Genomic DNA, 19487 nt, shown 5'->3' on the forward strand with positions numbered 1-19487 from the left:
TTATCTTGAGCAAAGTTAGCGCCTGCGCGCTGCCCTTTTGCCGACCAGCAACAGCGCCAGCGCAACCACAACCGGGACCAGCGATCCCCACAATACGGCGTTCCAGCCGAAGAGGTTCATCAACGCGCCCGAGGAAAATGAGCCAATCATCATGACGCCGAAAACGATAAAATCGTTCAGCGATTGCACCTGGTTTTTTTCTTCCGGTCGGTGGAAATCCATAATCTGCGTCGACGCGCCGGTAAAACCAAAATTCCAGCCGATGCCCAGCAGGATCAGCAACAGCCAGTAGTGCATAACATCAATACCGGCCAGGCCAACCATCACCGAGAGCGCCAGCAGAATCAACCCGGCAGCGTTAATACGCCGGGCGCCGAAACGAGCGATCAATTTGCCGGTGAAAAATCCGGGACCGTACATGGCGATTACGTGCCACTGGATACCCAGATTCGACGCCTGCTGCGACAGGCCGTGCATATGCATGGAAAGCGGTGCGGCGGTCATCAGGAAGTTCATTACCATGTAGGCGATTGCGCCGCTAAATACCGTTCGGGAAAACCCGGGCTGGCGCACAATTTCGCCCAGCGGACGCCCGCCGGACTTCGCCTGCGCCGCCGGTTCGGCGGTTTTTACTCCCAGTAATACCCACGCCGATACCGCTGCCACCAGCCCCTGAGCAATAAAGGTCATGGCAAAGGTGTGCGGCGGCCAAAGATTCATGGTGCCGGTCACCAGCATCGGACCGATGACCCCTGCCGCCACTCCGCCCCCCATCACCAGGGAGAGCGCACGCGCTCGCCGTTCGCCGCTGACGCCGTCAGTAGCGGCAAAGCGAAAGGAAACCGCCACCGCCGCATAGGCGCCGCCGAAAAAGGCCGCGATGCAGAATAGCCAGAACGAACTCATGACCACCGCCGTCGCCGCCAGCAGTCCCGTCAACATACCGGCGCCGGTCCCGACCATAAACACCGTTTTGCGTCCGCGCCTTCTGGCCAGCGCGCCAAACGGCAAAATACAGGCCGCCATGCCCAGCACAAAAATGGTAATCGGCAGCGTGGCCAGGGTTGGAGAGGGCGCGATGGCGTTGCCAACAATCGCCCCGGTAGCGTAGAACACCACCGAGTTTGCCCCAGCCAGCGCCTGCGCCGTCGCCAGGCGAACAATATTCTGGTTTTGCTGCCTGACGGGCAACGTCATTTCAGCGCTCATAGATTCTCATTATCCTGAATTCATTTTTCGTTATGCCAACGCCCAGGATGACATAATGAACGTAATCAGGCATTTCGACCAGCCATCACGCCGCCATCAATATCCCATACCGCGCCGGTCACCCAGAGGGTGCTATCGCTAAGCAGAAACGCTACGGTTTGCGCGATATCGTCAGGCGTACCGACGCGGCCAATAGGATGGAAGCCGTCGAAGCTATTCATCACATCCTTCACAGCATCTTCAGGTAGAAAGGCTTCATATATCGGTGTATGCACTACCGCCGGAGATACCGCATTGACGCGAATCCCGCTGCTGCCCAGCTCAACTGCCAGATTTTTGGTCAACGCATGCAGACCTGCTTTTGCCATTGAGTAGGCTGACGACGGCGTTGCGCCAATCGCCTGCTGCGCCCACATCGATCCAATATTCACAATTGAGCCTTTGATATTATTGGCCAGCATATTGCGCACCACGTCGCGGGTGATAAAAAAGGTCGCGCGGTTGAGATTCATATACCGATCGTAATCGGCCATTTCATGTTCGATGAACGGCTTCGGGAAGAAGACGCCAGCGGCGTTAACCAGCAGGCTGATATCCTGATGTTTCGCGTTGATGCTCTCCATAACCCGCGCCATACCCGCTTCGCTCATCAGGTCAGCGACGATGATCTCCACGTTACCCTCAGCCGCCAGCGCCTGACGGGCCTGCTCAGCCTTCTGCTGGCTGATTGCCCACCAGCACGACCTGACCGCCCTGTTCAACAACCCGTCTGGCCGTTGCCAGCCCCATACCGCTGGTTCCGCCAACCACTAACAATTTTTTACCGGCAAACGCTGTGTTCATCATTAACCTCTTTATGCTTGATTTGGATGGCCTAAGCATGCCTTTGCAGAGCCGCGCTGACGAATGAGAAGAAATCGCGTCACAATAAAGAAAATCTATCTTGATGGATTATACTCATGCCAAAATTCATTGATGGATATTCAGCATGCGCTCGCTTAACCGACTGAAATGGCTTCACGCTTTTGAAGCCGCCGCCCGCCACGGCAGCTTTACCGGCGCGGCCCGAGAGCTGGGCGTGACGCCTGCCGCCGTCGGGCAACTGGTCAGGGCGCTGGAGGATTGGGTTGGCCATCCGCTGCTGCACCGCACCCGCAGCGGTAAAGAGCGTCTCACTCTGGTGAACGAGGCGCAGGAGGCGCTGCAGGATATTACTCAGGGGCTGGATAAGCTGGAAAGCGGGCTGAATAAACTTCGCGGTCGCCGGGCGCGTAACGTGGTAGTGATCACCGCCTCACAGGTGCTGATGATGAACTGGCTGATGGAGCGGTTAAACCGCTTTTCCGAAGCCTATGAAAACATCGACCTGCGCCTCAACGTTACGGAAAAGCTGATGGATGTTGCCCACGGCGAAGCGGATTTAGGCATCCGCTGCGGTCGCGGCGACTGGCCCGGTGTGGATAAAACCTGGCTAATGGATGAAGAAGCGGTGCTGGTGTGCAGCCCGCTGATCGTTCCAGCGGGCAAATCCGCCTGCGGCGACTGGCTGGCACAGCAAAAGCTGATCCACGATGATACGCCGCACCCGGGAGCCCGTTTTCCTTCCTGGGAGGAGGTTCTGCAGGCCGCTCAGGCCCCAGCGGCGCGCGATAGCGGGCTGCATATCAACTCAACGTCGGCGGTCATTCTGGCCGCGCTCAGCGGGCGCGGCGTCGCCATTGTCCGCCGGGCGCTGGTAAAACAGCTTCTCGCCACCGGTCAGCTCGTTCAGCTACATCCGGCCTACCGCTGGCCCCTCAGCTGGTCCTACTATATCGTGACGCCCCGGCATGCGGCCATGCGCCCGGAAGTGAAGGTATTTCATGACTGGCTGCTTCACGATGTGCTGGCGGAGAGCGGGAACGCTGATTTTCTGCCGCTGACCCCGCCATAGAAAACCTTTGTTGTTTTATGGGTTGACCTGGTCATGGATGCGCCACTTCTGTTTGAGCACATTTTTGTCCTGGCTATCCAGCCACTGATTTACCTTTTCCAGCAGCTGCGGGTTATCTTTATTCATCATATAGACTTTGAAGCTGGCGGTGCCCGGGAAGGGTTGCTCATTGGCCACGCAAAACACGCCCGGTTCATTGCTTTGGTAATACACGCCTTCGATCAGGTCGGTTACCATCATATCCGCCGTTTTCTGCCGCAGCGCTTCAAGGTTATCCACGTTATTTTTCACCCGAATAATCTGCGCCTGCTTGAGATGTTCATCCACAAAGCTTTGATTGGTGCCGCCCGGGTTCACTACCACCTTCACGTTTGGCTGGTCGATTTTTTCCAGGCTGCCGAGAGCGGGCGCCGCCGCGCAGTTAGCCAGCGCAATTTTGCCGTTCGGCACGACCGGCTGGCTTAAGGCAAATTCCTTCGCCCGGGCCGCAGTTTCCGTCACCCCGCCCATAGCAATATCAAACTTATCCGCTTTCAGGTCCGCAGAGAGCGTTGGCCAGCTGGTCGGCACAAAGCTTACCTTTAGCCCAAGCCGCTTGCCGAGATCCTTCGCCATATCGACATCGTATCCCAGCAGTTCTCCGGCTTTATTATGAAACGCCAGCGGCGCGTAATCTCCCGGTACGCCGACTTTAAGTTCGCCGCTTTGTTGAATGCTGTTCATGTCGCGCGCCTGGGCGCCGAAGGCGACAGCAGCGATGACGAAAGCAATACCTGACTTCAACTTCATCTTTATATCCTTGTTCAAATGTGAACCGTTTTATGATTATCCTGCGCTGCGCAGCGGATTCTGTTTATCGTTCATAAAATCTTTAATCATGGATGCCGTCAATACCGGCGGCGAAAAACGCGAGATCGTTCCGTCGGCCGCTTGCCCGGCGAGCTGCTCGCAAAAGCGCTCAACCTGATTAACCGGACAGCCGGCAATATCCTGGGCGGAAAAACGCCACCACCGTAGCGCCAGCAGCTGCTCGATAATCGCCTCGCTAAAGCGCATGCGGATAACTTTCGCCGGGTTACCGCCGACAATGGCGTAAGGCGCGACATCTTTGACCACCAGCGCGTTGGCGGCGACAACTGCGCCATCGCCAATAGTAATGCCCTGCGCCAGAGTGACGTTCTGGCCAATCCAGACATCGTTGCCGATGGTTATCGGTCGGGGAGTTTTTTCAAAAGGGTAAAACTGGTTGGGCCTGCCGCTATCGGCAGCCAGCGTCGCCATCACGCCGGAGTGATGGGCATAAAAAACCGGACTGGCGCTGGCCCACTCCAGGGGATGCCGATCGCCAAGTACCTGTAACCGGTCGGCAATCGATGTGTAGCGCCCCACTTTAATCAGCGCCGGCAGCAGGGTTCGCGTATAGCTAAAAGCGCCCAATGAGGCCAGCCGTTCGCCGCAGCGCCCCCAATAGGTGGTATACGCCTCGGTGGTTAAATTTTCCGGTATCTCGATCGGCAGATCGTCACGGTAAAAGGCGTGGGCGCAGACCAGCTTCTGCCCGCCGACAAAAATTCGCTGCGCCTGCAACAGGGGTCTAAGCTCCCCAAAGGTGATTTTCATGATCGATTTCCCGCACCAAAGTATTCCCGGTCAGCCGCTTCATCTCTCGATCATTGATAGCGTACCGATCCGCTCGCCGCGCGAAAAATCACTATGACATCTCTTTTTTGTGAGCTACAACGCGAAAGCGTTGGGCCGTTATCGCCTGCGATCGTCAGTTATACTCCAGCGCAAAGGTCACCATGCTATTGGCGGTGCCGGCGGTCACCGCATCATCGGTCTGGACGTACTGGGCGTTGAAGTTGATATTCTCCGCGCTGCCGGCGCTGCTGGCGTTAATCCGCTTTAGCACCGGGAGATTGCTGGCCTCGTTGATTTTGACGCTGGTCCCTGCCGCAGGCGCCGGGGCGCTGTTATTGCCGTACGTGAGCCTGACGCCCACCCCGCTCGCAGAGGCGTTGGCTTTGCTTAACGCGAGGGTATCCGTACCGCCGCCTGGTGAGGTGACGCCAAAAAAGCCGATGCGGATATCGGTTGGCGTGGAACAAAAGACCGGTATGGAGAAGCTTTTCGCGCTGCCGCCGGTGGTGCTTTTGCCCTTGAACTCCGCTTTATTCACCGTCCCCAGGCTAACGTGAATATTCGTGGTTGAAACCTGACAGCTGCCGCTGCTGCCGATATCGACGTTCAGCGCCGCCATATCGAGCGTGACCGGCGAGCTGGCGACAAAACCGGCGCGGCTGTCGGCCTGCTGCTGGATCGTCAGTTCGCCAATCTGCGGCTGCGCCGGAACGTTAGCGTGGTTACCGCTGACCAGGGCGACGTCCCCGGTCTTATAAAACGTCACAAAGACTTTCACCACAATCTGCTGCTGGTTCAGCAGGTTAGCCATCTCCTGGCTGTCACACACCGTCACGGATTCCGCATTATCAGCCGCGTGGCTGCCGTCAATAAAGCGAACCGCGCCGCCGCTGCACTGGAAGCCCAGTGAGTATCCGATACCCTCCAGCGCCGAGGGGAACACGTGCTGACCGCCGATGGAAAGCGGCGATGAGGCCGTTTTTAGCTGCCGATAAACCAGACGCTTTGCCGCCGCTTTCGGCACCTGAAGATCGCAGGAGAAATGAATCCCGCTGCCGTTATCCGCCATCACGCCGGTCATCTGCGTATTCAGCGGCAGCGTGGGCAGGTACTTGATATTCTGGACGTTCACGGTCATCTGGCCGATATCCCCTTTGCAGGTTTCCGCCCAGCCGCTGTGGCTATAGATGCCCGCTATCAGCAGGAATAAAAACGATACTATGCGCAAAATCACCTCTGTGCAGACCTACTGGCAGAAGCCAGAGACGGTTTTAACCGGACTCTGCCTCTGCTGTACGGTATCGGTAAGATGGAAATGCAGCGCGCATCTCCGTGAGATGTTGTCGGCATTCCAGGCGACATCCAGCGTCCCTTCCTGCGGAATGCCGCTCAGATAGACCTGCCCGCCGTCGGCCACCATGCCGCCCGGGGCCCCGCCAGGATCGCCTTCAGCTTTCCGCAAGCGAACGCTGGCGCCGAACGGCAGCGGCCCGTGACTATCGCTGAGGGTAAACAGCACGCGGCTGCCGATATGGGTCTGGTAGTTCGCCTGCACCACCGCCCCGCCGCCGGGGATCACCGTCTGTCCTTCAAGTTCGACATCGGCATCGTCGGCCAGCGATTCGGTATCAAGCGTAATGGTGTTTTTGCGATAGGCCGTCAGCGAAGGCACCACCGCATAGCCTCGCCAGTCGGTATGCACATTGCTGCCGTTCTGAATCGCCACCTCAGCAGCGCCCGGCGCACGCACGATGGCAAAGCTTTCGCCGACGGTCTGCCCGAGCGTCACGCCATGAGGATGGGCGACAACGGAGCCCGATGCGCCCCAGGTAAGCTGCTGACTGGCGCTATCGTGGCGATAGCCGAGCTGCGCGGTTCCGTAGCCGCCGTGGTAATCCAGCGCGGCGCTGCTGTTACTGCCCTGACCGCCGTTAACGTAGCCCTGCTGGAGGGAGTAGTAGAGATTGGGATGATGCGGAAGCGAACCGAACAGCGACGCCTGCTGCGAAGTACGTCCGCTATTGTCGGAGGTCATGCTGTAGCTGATCGCGCTCTCGGATAGCGGGCCGAAAAGCGGAACGCTCAGATTAAAGGACCACGAACGATCGGCTTTTTGTCGATCGGATGAATGGGTGTAGTAATAACCCACGCCCCACGTCACGCCTCGCCAGGCGCTGTAAAATCCGAGATGCAGCGTTTCATCGCGGCTATGACTGTGCCAGTACTCCTGCGACCAGGCGGATATCGCCAGGCTGCTGATACCGCCAAAGGCCTGAGAAAGCGATATTTCTTCGCGGCTGCGCTTGTTGTCGAGCAGCCCGTTGCGGCTTTCAAGCGCATTCGCTTCGCTGAAGTCATAGTAGCCGCTGGAGGAGTAGCGATAGCTGGCGAGACTGAATGAAGTCCCCGTGCCGGCAAAATCCTTCTGATACTGCACGCGCACCGAATGACCTGCCGAGCGCTTTCCCGACGGCGCTGTGGTGTTTGCCCACGTCGCATCGCCTCCGATCGACCCCAGTTCGCCCAAACCGCGCCCGACGCCAAGCGCCCACGACTGGTAATCCTGCGCCAGCTGGCTACCGCCGTAGAGCGTGAATTCAGCCGGTAGCCCATAAAACAGCGTGCCCTGTAAAAACGTCGGCGACTGCCCCTGGCGCTGCGCTGAACGGAAGCGCCCGGCGCTCAGGTTGTATTTAACCCGTCCTTCACGCAGCATAAACGGTACGGCTGAAAAAGGTTGCGTAAAGGTTCGCACCGAACCGTCGCTCTCTTTCACCTGGACTTCGAGGTCGCCGCTTTGCGCCGTCGGATAGAGATCGTTTATTGCAAACGCCCCCGGCGAGACGAACGTTTCATAGATCACGTAGCCATGCTGGGATATCGTCACCTTCGCATTACTATGCGCCATCCCGCGGATCGTTGGAGCGAAGCCGCGCTGGCTGTCCGGCAGCATTTCATCATCGGACATTAGCTGAATACCGCGAAACTGCACGCTGTCAAAGACGTCGCCGGTCGTAAAGGTATCGCCCATTCGCAGCAGGCTTTTGAGGGATTTCACATCGCGCTGTAGCCAGGTGCTCTGCGAATTCCAGCGCCGGGTGCGATCGTACTCCATCGACGATACGTTGCGCAGGCGCCAGGCCCCAAGGTTAACCCCGCTGCGTAGGTTCAGATAGCTGGATTGGCTATTGTCATCCGGCTGCCGGGTTTGCGACCCGGTCAGGTTGTAGTTAACAAACGCCGCCGGGATACCGTCGTCCCAGCGCGCTGGATCCACGTATCCGCGGCTCTGGACGTTCATGGCCGCCTGGGGAATGCTTAAGATCAGGCGCTGATCGGCAAAATCGAAACGGCTACTGGCATCAGGAATGTAGCGCTCGATGTGGGTGAACGCTTGCCCCTCATGCAGCGATTGAAAGGCAGAAAAAGCGCTGACGTTCACGCCATATTCCGCCAGCTGCGCCGGGGTTAACTGCGGCTGCAGCGCGCCGTTGCTGTCGATAAACGTCACCTCGCCCCGGGTTATTTCCTGATTATTCACCCAAATGCTGACTGAATAAGTCCCCGGCTGCTGGCCGCCTGATTTTGCAAAATAGCGTAAGTCAGCGGTCTTTTGCTGCGGATTGGCAAATTCTAAGGCCGCCGGATCGAAGTACTCATCCGCCCGCGCGATGCCGCTTTGACAAAGCAGGAAAAGCGCCGTCGGCACCGTCGCTAATAATGAAATCCCGCCGGTTGGCGCAGCGATCGCCGTATAACCGGAAGTCATACCAGAGGGGTTATTTTTCACAATATCCTGACCAGACGAAGCAAAATTACTGTTGCGCGAAATCCGTCATCCCGCCGAAATCATTAATGGCGCGCCACTTAATAATGCCGGTGCGATGAATCGGCCACTCTTGCTGGCTAAAGGGTCCAATCATGCCGGGTTCAGTAATCTCCTTGCCGCCCACCGAAAGGGTAAAAAATGAAACAAAATAGGGCGTCGGGTTTTGTGCTACCAGCCGCGAGCCGTCAATTTTAAATGTCAGCTTGCGCCATGCATCGGCTGGGTCACCCGTCAGGCCATTCGGGCGATAGAAGATCTTAAATTTTGATTTAATATTGACCTGTAGCTTATTCACTTCATCTTTTTTCGTTGGCGCAATACTTTTTACATTGAGCCAAAATACCGATTCCCGATCCGCGGGCAGCGTTGCGCCAATGAAATTAATACGCAACACGTTCTGCTGTTCTGGATCGAGCCGGAATAACGGCGGCGTAACGATAAACGGCACCCGGCTCTTATTATTCTCCGCATAATTTTCCACCCACGATTGCACCAGATAAGGCGAATGGCTATCTGCATTAGTAACTGATATTGCGGCCTCTCGCTTCCCTTCCTGATAGATTACCCGGGTTCCTCCCATGACAATACCGGCGTGGGCCGCGGTGGATAATATTAACAAGGCTAGCGCGGCGATCGTTCGTTTCATAATCATTACCGTCCGGGAATAATAAAAGCGGGTATCAGTAACAAAGCCTGATAATAAATATGGATAAACCAGGGCGCCCGTCTTTCAGCCAGGCAGAAGCTAACGCCTTGCCCGGCCCGGGCAAGCTTTAATAACCGTAGCGTTACCCGCTTTTATTTTATTAGTTGTAAACCATATTGAAGTTAGCTGTACCGTTGGCAGAACCCGCGGTAACCGCACTGGTCGAGACATAGTCAGCAAAGAATTCGAGATCGGCGGTTCCGGTAGTGGTGCCGCTGGCACCGGCGGTAACGCTATGGCCGCGAGAAACGTCGCCAAGCTCAACCGGCGTCGATTTGTCATCTTCATACAGCTTAATCGCTACCCCTTTTGCGGTACCGTTAATCGCCAGTAGATCGCTATTGTTGCTATCGCGGGTACCGTCAAACAGCACCGAGACGGTGGTGACGGTGGAAGGACAATCTTTGACTTTGATATGAAAGGAGGTTTTGGTGGTTTCTGAACCCGTGCCGGTAAAATAGCTGCTCGCCCATTTTCCCAGATCGACGCTTTGATTCGCGCTGGTGCTATCAACATTACAGGAGGAGTCGGTAATGGAGCCGGTAAATTCCACCTGACCGCCCGTTCCTTGCGTGCCCGCATTCGAGCCGGGATTCACGGTCATTGCCGAACTGGCCGGCTGTGAAGGCGTGGATAATGCGCTGCCAGACACCAGAGCACCGACAAACATTGCCATAATACGAAATTGCGTTTTCATTATTTATCTCATCTCTAACTTATATTTTTACAGATTCCGCGCTAAGGCTTAAGGCCGCGCAAATCTGCATACAGATCCTCCATATTAATAGTATTGGCGTTCCGTCCGCAGGCCATCAGGAAAAAACCCGTGCCGCTCAATTGATCATGCGTAATAAAATAAAAAGTGCTTTTAGCGAAATTGACTAACCATTTATTCAGGGAGCAAATAAATACTATCCCTACCCATTACAAATCGCAATATTTTGTTATGTTAATGAAATGCTGTTTTATTTCACATATAAAAATAATATTAAAGACATTGCGCTTTTTGTTAATTAACGCAACCAAAAATCACGATACAATAACATCAAATCGCAACATTGGATTGCACAATTTAACAAACACAACGAATTTAGCCGCTATTTTGCGGCAATAAATCCGTGAGCACACGCGGCATTTATTAAATATTAGGATTAATCTTAGGTTGCGTTCAATCTTATTTTCGTAAACGAATAATCAATAATCACGTGAGTAATTATTAATAATCAATATGGAAGAAGCTTTTTTAAGCGGCAAGCGGCTGGACGCAAAAGCAATAACAGTACTTTTTTTATGGAATAAAAACCCGCAATCAAACAAGATTGCGGGCGGTATTGAAAAATGAATAAATAGCAGGCTTCGATCAGAACAGGCCCAGCGGCGCGGTACCGTAGCTGACCAGCAGGTTTTTCGTCTGCTGGTAGGCGTTGAGGGCCATCTTATGCGTTTCACGCCCTACGCCGGACTGTTTGTAACCGCCGAATGCGGCGTGCGCAGGATAGATGTGATAACAGTTGGTCCACACCCGGCCGGCTTTTATGCCGCGCCCCATGCGATAGGCAAGATTGGTATCCCTCGTCCACACCCCAGCCCCAAGGCCGAACTGGGTCTGATTAGCGATAGACAGCGCCTCAGCTTCATCCTTAAAGGTGGTCACGCCAATCACCGGGCCGAAAATCTCTTCCTGGAAGCTGCGCATATCGTTGCGTCCCTGAATCAGCGTCGGCTGAATATAGTAGCCGTTATCCAGTTCGGCAGAGATGCTGGCGCGTTCGCCGCCGGTCAGGATGGTACCGCCTTCATCGCGAGCGATCTTGATATACGAGAGTATTTTATCGAACTGCTGACGTGACGCCTGCGCGCCGATCATCGTACCGGTGTCAAAGGGGTCGCCGCGGCGAATTTGCGCCACTTTGTCCATGACCCGCGCCATAAAGGGTTCGTAAATAGACTCCTGAATCAGCGCGCGGGACGGGCAGGTACAAACCTCCCCTTGGTTAAAGAAGCCCAGCACCAGGCCTTCCACCGCCTTCTCGATATACTCTTCTTCCCCCTCCATCACGTCGGCAAAGTAGATGTTCGGCGATTTACCGCCCAGCTCAACGGTGCAAGGGATAATGTTTTCCGCCGCGCAGGCCATAATATGGCGGCCAACCGGCGTCGAGCCGGTAAAGGCGATTTTGGCAATGCGTTTACTGGTGGCCAGCGCTTCGCCCGCCTCTTTGCCAAAACCCTGAACCACGTTAAGGACGCCCGCCGGGAACAGATCGCCAATAATCTCCAGCAGCAGCGTGATGCTGAGCGGCGTCTGCTCCGCCGGTTTTAGTACCACGCAGTTACCTGCCGCCAGCGCCGGCGCCAGTTTCCAGGCGGCCATTAACAGCGGAAAGTTCCACGGGATAATTTGTCCGACCACGCCAAGAGGCTCATGGAAATGGTAAGCCACCGTCGTTTCATCAATCTCCGCCGTGCTCCCTTCCTGCGCGCGCAGGCAGCCGGCGAAGTAGCGGAAGTGATCGACCGCCAGCGGCAGGTCGGCGTTGAGCGTTTCGCGGATCGGTTTGCCGTTATCCCAGCTCTCCGCCACCGCCAGATACTCGAGGTTGGCCTCAATACGGTCGGCAACCTGCAGCAGCAGATTGGCGCGCTGCTGAGCCGACGTTTTGCCCCAGGCGTCGGCGGCCCGATGCGCCGCATCCAGGGCGAAGTCGATATCTTTGGCATCCGATCGTGGAAACTGACCAATGTTGCTACCGTCGACCGGGGAGGTGTTCATAAAGAATTCGCCGCCAATCGGCTCGACAAATTTACCATCAATAAAGTTACCGTAAGCAGACTTCAGTGAAACCAAAGCGCCCGGCGTGCCAGGATGTGCATAACGCATCGCGAATCTCCTTCATGTAGGGTTGAAGCGCAGCGGCGTATTAGTTTTGTCCGGGGGCTCGCTGCGTCTTCAGACCATTGCAGGGGGCGTGCCACCTTTTTCGCCACCAAAAATATTTCTATTTTTCATATTGATAGCTTATAAATCTCGCTTTCTGTTGCACTGAATGTTCCTTATGTGTTGCAAATCGCAACACTAACAAAACCTTGTAGCTACAATATTGCAACACTAGTGAGATGACGAGGTGTCCCGTGCCAGGAAATCCATTTGCCCTGACGCCAGAGATCAAAGCGAGCCCGCTGCTGAGCGACTCCTGGTGCCGCAGCCAGCGCTATGGCATCGACCCCGCTACTGACGACTTCCCTCGCCTGCACGCCAGCGAGCTGGCCGACAGGCTCGCCAGCCATAGCCGTCTGCAAAAGCTGGCCCAGCCGGTGGTTAATGCCTTGTCCAGCAAGGTCAACGATCTGCAATCGGTGGTGATCCTCTCTGACGCCAGCGGACTGGTTTTGCAAACCTTTGGTGAGACGCAGGCCATGCAGAAAGCGCAGCGCTTCGCTTTAGCCCCGGGCAACCTGTGGAGCGAAAGCGGACGCGGAACCAACGCCATCGGCACCGCGCTGGCGATAGACGACAGCTGCGAAATTGATGGCCGTCAGCATTTCCTCACCAGCAACCAGGGCCTGTATTGCGCCGCCGTACCGCTGCAAAATCCCGAGGGGAAAATAGCCGGGGTGCTGGATATCTCCGGCCCGGCCCACTATCCGCACGCCAGGACGCTGGCGTGGGTAAAAGGCGCCGCGAAGCAAATAGAATATCTATGGGTGAAACAGAGTCTGCACCCGCAGCAGTGGCTGATGAGCCTGCATCCCCGGGCGGAAAAACTCGACAGCGTAGACGAACGGCTGCTGGTCTTTACCGATAACTTGCTGACGGCGGCTAACCGGCTGGCGATGCGCGAATTCGACCTCGACGCCGCCCGGTTTGGTCATCTCACTTTCCAGCAGCTTTTTTCGCAGCTGCGGCAAACCGCCGTTAGTATCCCGCTGCCGGTCGCCGTCGGAGGGCACAACTACTATTACCGTCTGCGTGCTCCCGCGACCGCCAGCGTGGCGACGACCGCGCGCCCGGCACTCGATCTGCCGTTCTCCAGCCCGCATGAATCAGAAAAGCTGCTGCGTCTGCTTAATGCCGGGATTGGCTTATGTATCGAAGGAGAGACCGGCTGCGGCAAAGAGTACGTCAGCCGCACGCTGCACCGGCACAGCCGCTGGAGCAGCGGCAAATTCGTCGCCATCAACTGCGCCGCTATTCCGGAATCGCTAATTGAATCAGAACTGTTTGGCTACCAGCCCGGCGCGTTTACCGGGGCAAACAAAAACGGCTATATCGGCAAAATCCGCGAGGCCGATGGCGGCATTCTTTTTCTTGATGAAATTGGCGATATGCCGTTAGCGCTACAAACCCGGCTGCTGCGGGTCTTGCAGGAGAAAGAGGTCACGCCGCTAGGCGCCAGCCGGAGCTCGCCGGTGAACTTCGCGGTCATTTGCGCGACCCATCGCAACCTGGCGCAGCGGGTGGCCGAAGGCGTCTTCCGCGAAGACCTGCTCTACCGCCTGCGTGAGTTTGCCCTGACGCTGCCGCCGCTGCGCAAGTGGCCTGAACTGCCTGCGTTTATTCAGCGGCTGTGGCGCGAGCAGGGCGGAGAGAAACGTCGCATCACGCTGGCCCCGGAGGTTATACAACGGCTGGCGGCTCAGCCCTGGCCAGGCAATGTGCGCCAGCTGCAAAGCCTGATGAGAGTATTGCTGGCGCTTGCCGAAGATGGCGAAACGCTGGGGGTCGATGATTTGCCTCATGAGTACCGAACCCCGACCGCCGCGCCGGGTGGGCTACAGCAGCACGATGCGCAGCTGATTGCCGACACCCTGGCAAGCTATAACGGCAATATCAGTAAGGCCGCGCAGGCTTTAGGCGTCGCACGCAGTACGCTCTATCGCCGCGCCGCCCGCCGCGGAGGCCAGTGAGCCAGCCATGGAGATTACGTCAGGGCATGAAGCGCGGCGGTAGCCAGGCGAACAGGCGTTTACTTATCGTTTCGCACAGGGAGGTTAATCGTCGCCCGACGCCCTGCCAGACAAGCTGCGCGCTACCGACGCCACAGGCTGAAATAAATCGTCGTGGATTCAGCCAGGCTATTTAGCCTCACAACATTCATGACTGGCGTAATGCGCTTTTTTATTTTAGTATTTACTAAATTTAGAAAAGACTAAAATAAATGAATACACCAGAACAGCTACAGGCCAGCGCGGGCGAAGCCGCCGCGCTGCTGAAAGCCATGAGCCATCCCAGCAGGCTTTTGATTCTGTGCATGCTGTGCGATTCGCCGGGCACCAGCGCCGGCGAGCTGGCGCGGATCACCGGATTAAGCTCCTCCGCCACATCTCAACATCTGGCGCGAATGCGCGATGAAGGGCTGATCGGCTGCGAGCGTCAGGCGCAGCGGATCCACTACTTCATTACCCGGCCAGCGGTGCAGCAAATCGTCACCGCGCTAAAGTCAATTTACTGTCCTTAAGGAGCGTCTATGACTATCGCTACGCTTTCTCCCGCCGAAGCCCGGGCGCTCATCGACAGAGGCGCCCGGCTGGTCGATATCCGCGATGCCGATGAATACGCCCGTGAGCATATTCCCGGCGCACAACTCGTCCCACTGGAAACCTTGAACAAAGGCGCAGCGCTGCACGCCAGCCCCGAGGAGACGATTGTTTTTCACTGTCAGGCAGGTTCGCGCACTCAGAATAACGCCGCCCGTCTGGCCGCCTCCGCCGCGCCGGCGCAGGCCAGGCTGCTGGCTGGTGGAATACAGGCCTGGAAAGCGGCAGGTCTGCCGGTGGAAGAGGATAAATCACAGCCGCTACCGCTGATGCGTCAGGTTCAAATCGCCGCAGGCGTCCTGATTTTGCTTGGCGTCGCTTTAGGTTATACGGTTAACAGCGGCTTTTTTTTGCTTAGCGCATTCGTCGGCGCCGGACTCGCCTTCGCCGGTATCACCGGCTTTTGCGGCATGGCGCGGCTTTTGGCGCTGATGCCCTGGAATCGTCGTTGACCTCTACCTCTTTCGGTCAGCTGTTGATAACGCTTTTGCTGAGCTATGGTTATTGTCAGCGATAATTTTTATCAGCACACAGGAGAAGAAGTATGTTTACAGTCGGTGACCTGGTACAGCCGCGCGCAGGCGGACCAAAACTCAAAGTCGTTGAAGTCCAGGGCGACAGCATTATTGCCGTTCAGGCCGGTAACGAGCAGGGGGAGAAATATACGCTGAAAGCAACCGAGGTAACGGCTTATAAAGAAGACGGCGATTTTGGCGTGTGCTGATTAAGCCGGGTAAAAATAACGGTGGGTTTCCCCACCGTTCTGAATATTAGATCAGGAAGCTCTCAAGGGATTTACCCTCAGCGACGGCTTTAGCGAGCGGCTTCGGCATACGTCCCTGCCCGGTCCAGGTTTTCTCGGCGCCGGTATGATCGGTAAAACGATATTTAGCCGGACGCGGCTGGCGCTTTTTGCCGCCTTTTGAAGTCGCGGTCGCGTGGCCCACTAATTCCTCTGGGGTGATACCGTCAGCGGTCATTAATTCCAGCCAGGTGTTTATTTTTTCCTGATATTCCGCCTGCTGTGCCTGAGCAGCCTGCTCTTCAGCGCGTTTTTCTTCAGTGACGGTCCTTAGCTTTGCCAGCATATCTTCAAGCACGTCAATGGAGAATTCACGAGACATGGCGCGGAGTGAACGAATATTATTCAGTTTCTCTAATAGTAATGACATATATTTCAAAAAATTCCCAAATAGCAAATAAAACAAAAGTGACGGCAATAGTTTAATTGATTCGATTATTTATTTCCAGCCCTGGATAATTCTGTATATCCATCCTCACTTAGCGACAACAAATATGATAAACAAACCGATAACAGGGTAATTATTAGCAATGAATAAGCGCTGAAAGATAGGTCAATATGAATAGCGGCCATTCTTTGATGTAATACCTGTAGGCTCAGCGAGTTATCAGAATATTCCGCTTAGCCAGGCAAAATGCGGCAGGCGTCTGTACGGAATATTCATGCATGAGTTATGAATAGCCACCCAGAGAGTTATACAGCATATCATGCTGGTTTTATGCTCTTTGATACGTAAAAAACTCCAAAAGTGACCCCGTTCACATCAGAACCCGATTCTGTCGCGAAACGACGCTGTTACCCATTGCCAGAGGTATCGTCCATTCTGCGCATAATAAAATCAAATCATTGATAAATAATAAAAAATGAAGCAATGACAACAAAAGTAGCGTAATGAACAAAAAACAGCCAGCTGCAGAGTATTTTATCGACAAAAAGCCTTTAAATAAAAATTTATAGCTAGTTGCCACTTTTAATGCAGAGATATACTCTACGCACATCAAAACAGGCAACCCAAAACGCTAAACAAAAGCGAATCTTTTGGCATTATCGACTTCATTTTCGAGGAGCACACCGATGTTCTCTGCGCAGTCCCGCTTGCGTCATGCGGTAGCAGACACCTTTGCGATGGTGGTTTACTGCACCGTTGTGAACATGATGATCGAAATCTTTCTCTCCGGAATGAGCTTCGAGCAGTCGTTATCTTCAAGACTGGTGGCGATTCCGGTGAACATTATTATTGCCGTCCCCTACGGTTTTTATCGCGATTTTGCGATGCGCCAGGCGCGCCGCGTCAGCACATCAGGCTGGATGAAGAACATTGCGGATGTGGTGGCCTATGTGACTTTCCAGTCGCCGGTCTACGTGGCGATTTTGCTGGTTGTCGGCGCTGACTGGCATCAGATTGCCGCGGCGGTAAGTTCAAATATCGTGGTGTCGATGATGATGGGCGCAGCGTACGGCTACTTCCTCGACTACTGCCGACGCCTTTTCCGCGTCAGTCCCTACCAGCAGGCCAAAGCCTGAGTTAATGCGAAAAAGCGACTGGTTCCGCCAGCCGCTTTTTGTCAGCTGTATTGCGCTTCGCCAAACAGGCCACTCAGAAAACGCTCAAGCGCCATGCGCGAACTGAACCCGTGTGGAATACCATAATGCTGCTGAGCGTCTCCCGCTAAATACAGCGGAAACTGCTCGTAATGATCGCAGGTTTTGATATCCGACGCGGGCTCCGCAAGCGTAGTGCTGCGTTCTTTTAAAGCCGGATGAATAATTAACGCGGTACGCCCCATACGAGCTTCACGGTTCACGTAAACATAATTATCGCCACGGCGATAGCCATAGGCTTTTTGCGTCACAACATCCATGGTGAAGCCGGCTTTTTCAAGAACTCGCGCCACCTCATCGGGTCTTAAATACATACTAATTCCTCATTATCTTTTACCGCACGTTAACCTTACCTTATTCATTAAAGCCAACGCTTTCGGAATATTCCATAAAGGGCGATTTACAGCATAAAGCAAAATCTTGTCCTACACTTATAGACTCAATGGAATAAAGGGAGAAACCAATGGCTAACCGAGCAAACCGCAACAACGTAGAAGAGAGCGCTGAAGATATCCATAACGATGTCAGCCAATTAGCGGATACGCTGGAAGAGGTGCTGAAATCATGGGGCAGCGACGCCAAAGACGAAGCGGATGCCGCGCGTAAAAAAGCGCAGGCGCTGCTAAAAGAGACCCGCGCGCGCCTTAACGGCAACAACCGCGTTCAGCAGGCGGCATGCGACGCCATGGGCTGCGCTGACAGCTACGTGCGCGACAAACCGTGGCAAAGCGTTGGCGCTGCAGCAGCCGTTGGGGTATTTATTGGCGTATTGTTGAATTTACGTCGATAATAAAACTGCCAGACCAATGAAGATAACAAATACGCGTCCACCCCTGCCTACTCCGGTATGCAGGGGTTTTTATTTGTCCTGAGAAGCGAGAGCCCGAGTCAGCTTTCGTACCACCTCGCCCGCCATCTCCGCTGAGGTTAAATTGGTGAAGCTCATCAGCAGCGCCCCTTCTCCCCGGCTATCCATTCGCCAGTCGCTTAACGCCTGGATGGCCAGACCGGCCTGTCTGCCGCGCAGGGCCAGTTGACGATCGTCGCCGCTTACCCTGACGACCATCTGAATGCCGCCCGCTTGCGGAACCACCGCGATACCGTGCTCCCGCAGCGCCGATTCAAGCCACTGACGACGCTGAGCATAGCTGGCGCGCATTTTCTTCAGATGGCGCCAGAAATGGCCTTCGCGGATAAAATCAGCCAGCGTCTGCTGCCACAACGTCGGCACGCTACAGCTCATCAGCGCCGCCTGTTGGCGAAACTGCGCCACCAGCGGTTCCGGCACCACCAGCCACGCTGCGCGTAATGCCGGGAAAAACGTTTTACTGAACGCACCGGCGTAGATGACGCGCTGCGGGGCGTCGAGGCTTTTTAACGGCGGCAGCGGCTTGCCGCGATAGCGGAATTCGCTATCGTAATCATCTTCGATAATCCACGCGTTATTCTGCGCCGCCCATAGCAGTAACTGTCTGCGCCGGGTCAATGAGAGCGCAACGCCGAGCGGGCTTTGATGAGCCGGCGTCAGCAGCGCAAAATTCGCGTTTGGGTAATGCCGCTGCGCCCAGCCAATATCCATTCCGTCTTCGTCAACCGGAACCGGGCAGATCGCCACCCCTTCGCCGCTCACGATCGGCCGGATAAGCGGAAATCCCGGATCCTCCATCCACATTTGCTGGCCCGGCCGGGACAGGGTTCGCAGAATGAGGCTCATCGACGCCGGGTAGCTACCCGTCACCAGCACCTGCTCAGGACGACACTCTATACTGCGCGACAGGCGCAAATAATCGACGATCGCCTGCCGAAGCGTCGGGTCCCCGCAGGGATCGCCGGGCGCGAGATCGAAACGCGTTTGCGTACGCAGCCGGCGCCCCATGATCCGCGTCCACAGACCGCGTGGAAACAGATCCAGCGCGGGCAGCCCAAGCTGAAGCGGCAGCGGCGCTGTCGGTTCATCGCCGGTAACAGAGCGTTCAGGCACGCTTTGCTGTGGGCTGAGGCGATCGCTGACAAAGGTTCCCGCCTGCCCGCGCCGCTCCAGCCAGCCCTGCGCTACCAGCTCTCCCCAGGCGTTTTCAATCGTTGCTCGCGATACGCCAAGCTCCTGAGCATAGACCCGACTCGCCGGCAGCCTGCTGCCCGGCGCCAGCTCGCCGCGCTCAATTGCCTGCTTGAGCTGTCGGGCGATACGCTGGTAATGCGGGATTTTTTTGGCATCCATCATGGT

19 protein-coding genes and 1 pseudogene are annotated in these 19487 nt (G+C 55.7%); 8 read left to right on the forward strand and 12 right to left on the reverse strand.

Annotated elements, in window-relative coordinates:
- Positions 1–15: 15 nt before the first annotated feature.
- Positions 16–1209 carry an MFS transporter gene (locus tag ACSIPU_RS17620; protein WP_017145517.1) on the reverse strand — a complete coding sequence of 398 codons (1194 nt, stop codon included), beginning with the start codon at positions 1207–1209 and terminating at the stop codon, positions 16–18.
- Between the two features lie 65 nt (positions 1210–1274).
- A pseudogene (locus ACSIPU_RS17625) lies at positions 1275–2052 on the reverse strand (SDR family NAD(P)-dependent oxidoreductase).
- A gap of 145 nt (positions 2053–2197) precedes the next feature.
- On the opposite strand from ACSIPU_RS17625, the gene ACSIPU_RS17630 reads away from it, so the two are divergent.
- Positions 2198–3142: a LysR substrate-binding domain-containing protein gene (locus ACSIPU_RS17630; protein WP_195606972.1), complete on the forward strand. Its 945-nt coding sequence runs from the start codon at positions 2198–2200 to the stop codon at positions 3140–3142.
- A 15-nt stretch (positions 3143–3157) separates the two neighbouring features.
- Here the strand turns inward: ACSIPU_RS17630 and ACSIPU_RS17635 are convergent, their stop codons facing one another.
- From ACSIPU_RS17635 to exaC, 7 genes are all read right to left on the reverse strand, one after another.
- Positions 3158–3931, reverse strand: coding sequence for a transporter substrate-binding domain-containing protein (locus ACSIPU_RS17635; protein ID WP_004104727.1), 774 nt, complete (start codon positions 3929–3931; stop codon positions 3158–3160).
- A gap of 36 nt (positions 3932–3967) precedes the next feature.
- Positions 3968–4762, reverse strand: a complete 795-nt coding sequence (locus ACSIPU_RS17640; protein ID WP_115239296.1) for a CatB-related O-acetyltransferase — start codon at positions 4760–4762, stop codon at positions 3968–3970.
- 154 nt (positions 4763–4916) lie between these two features.
- On the reverse strand, positions 4917–6011 hold the full coding sequence (locus tag ACSIPU_RS17645; protein ID WP_023321480.1) for a fimbrial protein: 1095 nt from the start codon (positions 6009–6011) through the stop codon (positions 4917–4919).
- A gap of 18 nt (positions 6012–6029) precedes the next feature.
- The gene (locus tag ACSIPU_RS17650) at positions 6030–8573 is read right to left on the reverse strand and encodes a fimbria/pilus outer membrane usher protein (RefSeq protein WP_196557966.1); all 2544 of its coding nucleotides are present in this window, start codon (positions 8571–8573) and stop codon (positions 6030–6032) included.
- Between the two features lie 25 nt (positions 8574–8598).
- On the reverse strand, positions 8599–9258 hold the full coding sequence (locus ACSIPU_RS17655; protein WP_032692342.1) for a fimbrial biogenesis chaperone: 660 nt from the start codon (positions 9256–9258) through the stop codon (positions 8599–8601).
- Between the two features lie 160 nt (positions 9259–9418).
- Positions 9419–10015 carry a fimbrial protein gene (locus ACSIPU_RS17660; RefSeq protein ID WP_016810044.1) on the reverse strand — a complete coding sequence of 199 codons (597 nt, stop codon included), beginning with the start codon at positions 10013–10015 and terminating at the stop codon, positions 9419–9421.
- Positions 10016–10678: 663 nt separating this feature from the next.
- Complete coding sequence (gene exaC, locus ACSIPU_RS17665) at positions 10679–12199, reverse strand: acetaldehyde dehydrogenase ExaC (protein WP_004114686.1); 1521 nt, start codon at positions 12197–12199, stop codon at positions 10679–10681.
- 251 nt (positions 12200–12450) lie between these two features.
- On the opposite strand from exaC, the gene ACSIPU_RS17670 reads away from it, so the two are divergent.
- The 5 genes from ACSIPU_RS17670 (at position 12451) to ACSIPU_RS17690 (ending at position 15580) form a co-directional block, all read left to right on the forward strand.
- Positions 12451–14226, forward strand: a complete 1776-nt coding sequence (locus ACSIPU_RS17670) for a sigma-54-dependent Fis family transcriptional regulator (protein WP_196557963.1) — start codon at positions 12451–12453, stop codon at positions 14224–14226.
- The gene (locus ACSIPU_RS17675) at positions 14223–14402 is read left to right on the forward strand and encodes a hypothetical protein (RefSeq protein ID WP_159103138.1); all 180 of its coding nucleotides are present in this window, start codon (positions 14223–14225) and stop codon (positions 14400–14402) included. Before ACSIPU_RS17670 ends, ACSIPU_RS17675 begins: the two co-directional genes overlap by 4 nt.
- 75 nt (positions 14403–14477) lie before the next feature.
- Positions 14478–14777: an ArsR/SmtB family transcription factor gene (locus ACSIPU_RS17680; RefSeq protein ID WP_064370232.1), complete on the forward strand. Its 300-nt coding sequence runs from the start codon at positions 14478–14480 to the stop codon at positions 14775–14777.
- Positions 14778–14786: 9 nt separating this feature from the next.
- Entirely contained in the window at positions 14787–15308 is a 522-nt protein-coding gene (locus tag ACSIPU_RS17685) for a rhodanese family protein (RefSeq protein ID WP_004114690.1), read from the forward strand.
- Between the two features lie 92 nt (positions 15309–15400).
- Entirely contained in the window at positions 15401–15580 is a 180-nt protein-coding gene (locus ACSIPU_RS17690) for a hypothetical protein (protein ID WP_004104744.1), read from the forward strand.
- Between the two features lie 46 nt (positions 15581–15626).
- On the opposite strand, the gene stpA is transcribed toward ACSIPU_RS17690, so the two are convergent.
- Positions 15627–16028, reverse strand: a complete 402-nt coding sequence (gene stpA / locus ACSIPU_RS17695) for a DNA-binding protein StpA (protein ID WP_004104745.1) — start codon at positions 16026–16028, stop codon at positions 15627–15629.
- 704 nt (positions 16029–16732) lie between these two features.
- Between stpA and alaE the strand changes: the two genes are divergently transcribed.
- On the forward strand, positions 16733–17182 hold the full coding sequence (gene alaE, locus ACSIPU_RS17700) for an L-alanine exporter AlaE (RefSeq protein ID WP_004104747.1): 450 nt from the start codon (positions 16733–16735) through the stop codon (positions 17180–17182).
- A gap of 41 nt (positions 17183–17223) precedes the next feature.
- Here the strand turns inward: alaE and ACSIPU_RS17705 are convergent, their stop codons facing one another.
- Positions 17224–17574 (reverse strand): DUF2002 family protein, encoded by a 351-nt coding sequence (locus ACSIPU_RS17705; RefSeq protein WP_004104757.1) that lies wholly within the window; start codon positions 17572–17574, stop codon positions 17224–17226.
- 149 nt (positions 17575–17723) lie between these two features.
- On the opposite strand from ACSIPU_RS17705, the gene ACSIPU_RS17710 reads away from it, so the two are divergent.
- Entirely contained in the window at positions 17724–18050 is a 327-nt protein-coding gene (locus tag ACSIPU_RS17710; RefSeq protein ID WP_004104759.1) for a DUF883 family protein, read from the forward strand.
- A gap of 69 nt (positions 18051–18119) precedes the next feature.
- Here ACSIPU_RS17710 and ACSIPU_RS17715 read toward each other — a convergent pair whose 3' ends face one another.
- Positions 18120–19481: a MocR-like pyridoxine biosynthesis transcription factor PdxR gene (locus ACSIPU_RS17715; protein WP_024274599.1), complete on the reverse strand. Its 1362-nt coding sequence runs from the start codon at positions 19479–19481 to the stop codon at positions 18120–18122.
- Between the last annotated feature and the right edge of the window lie 6 nt (positions 19482–19487).

It is taken from the genome of Klebsiella sp. HN106, from assembly GCF_051209435.1.
Taxonomy (GTDB): Bacteria; Pseudomonadota; Gammaproteobacteria; order Enterobacterales; family Enterobacteriaceae; genus Klebsiella; species Klebsiella oxytoca.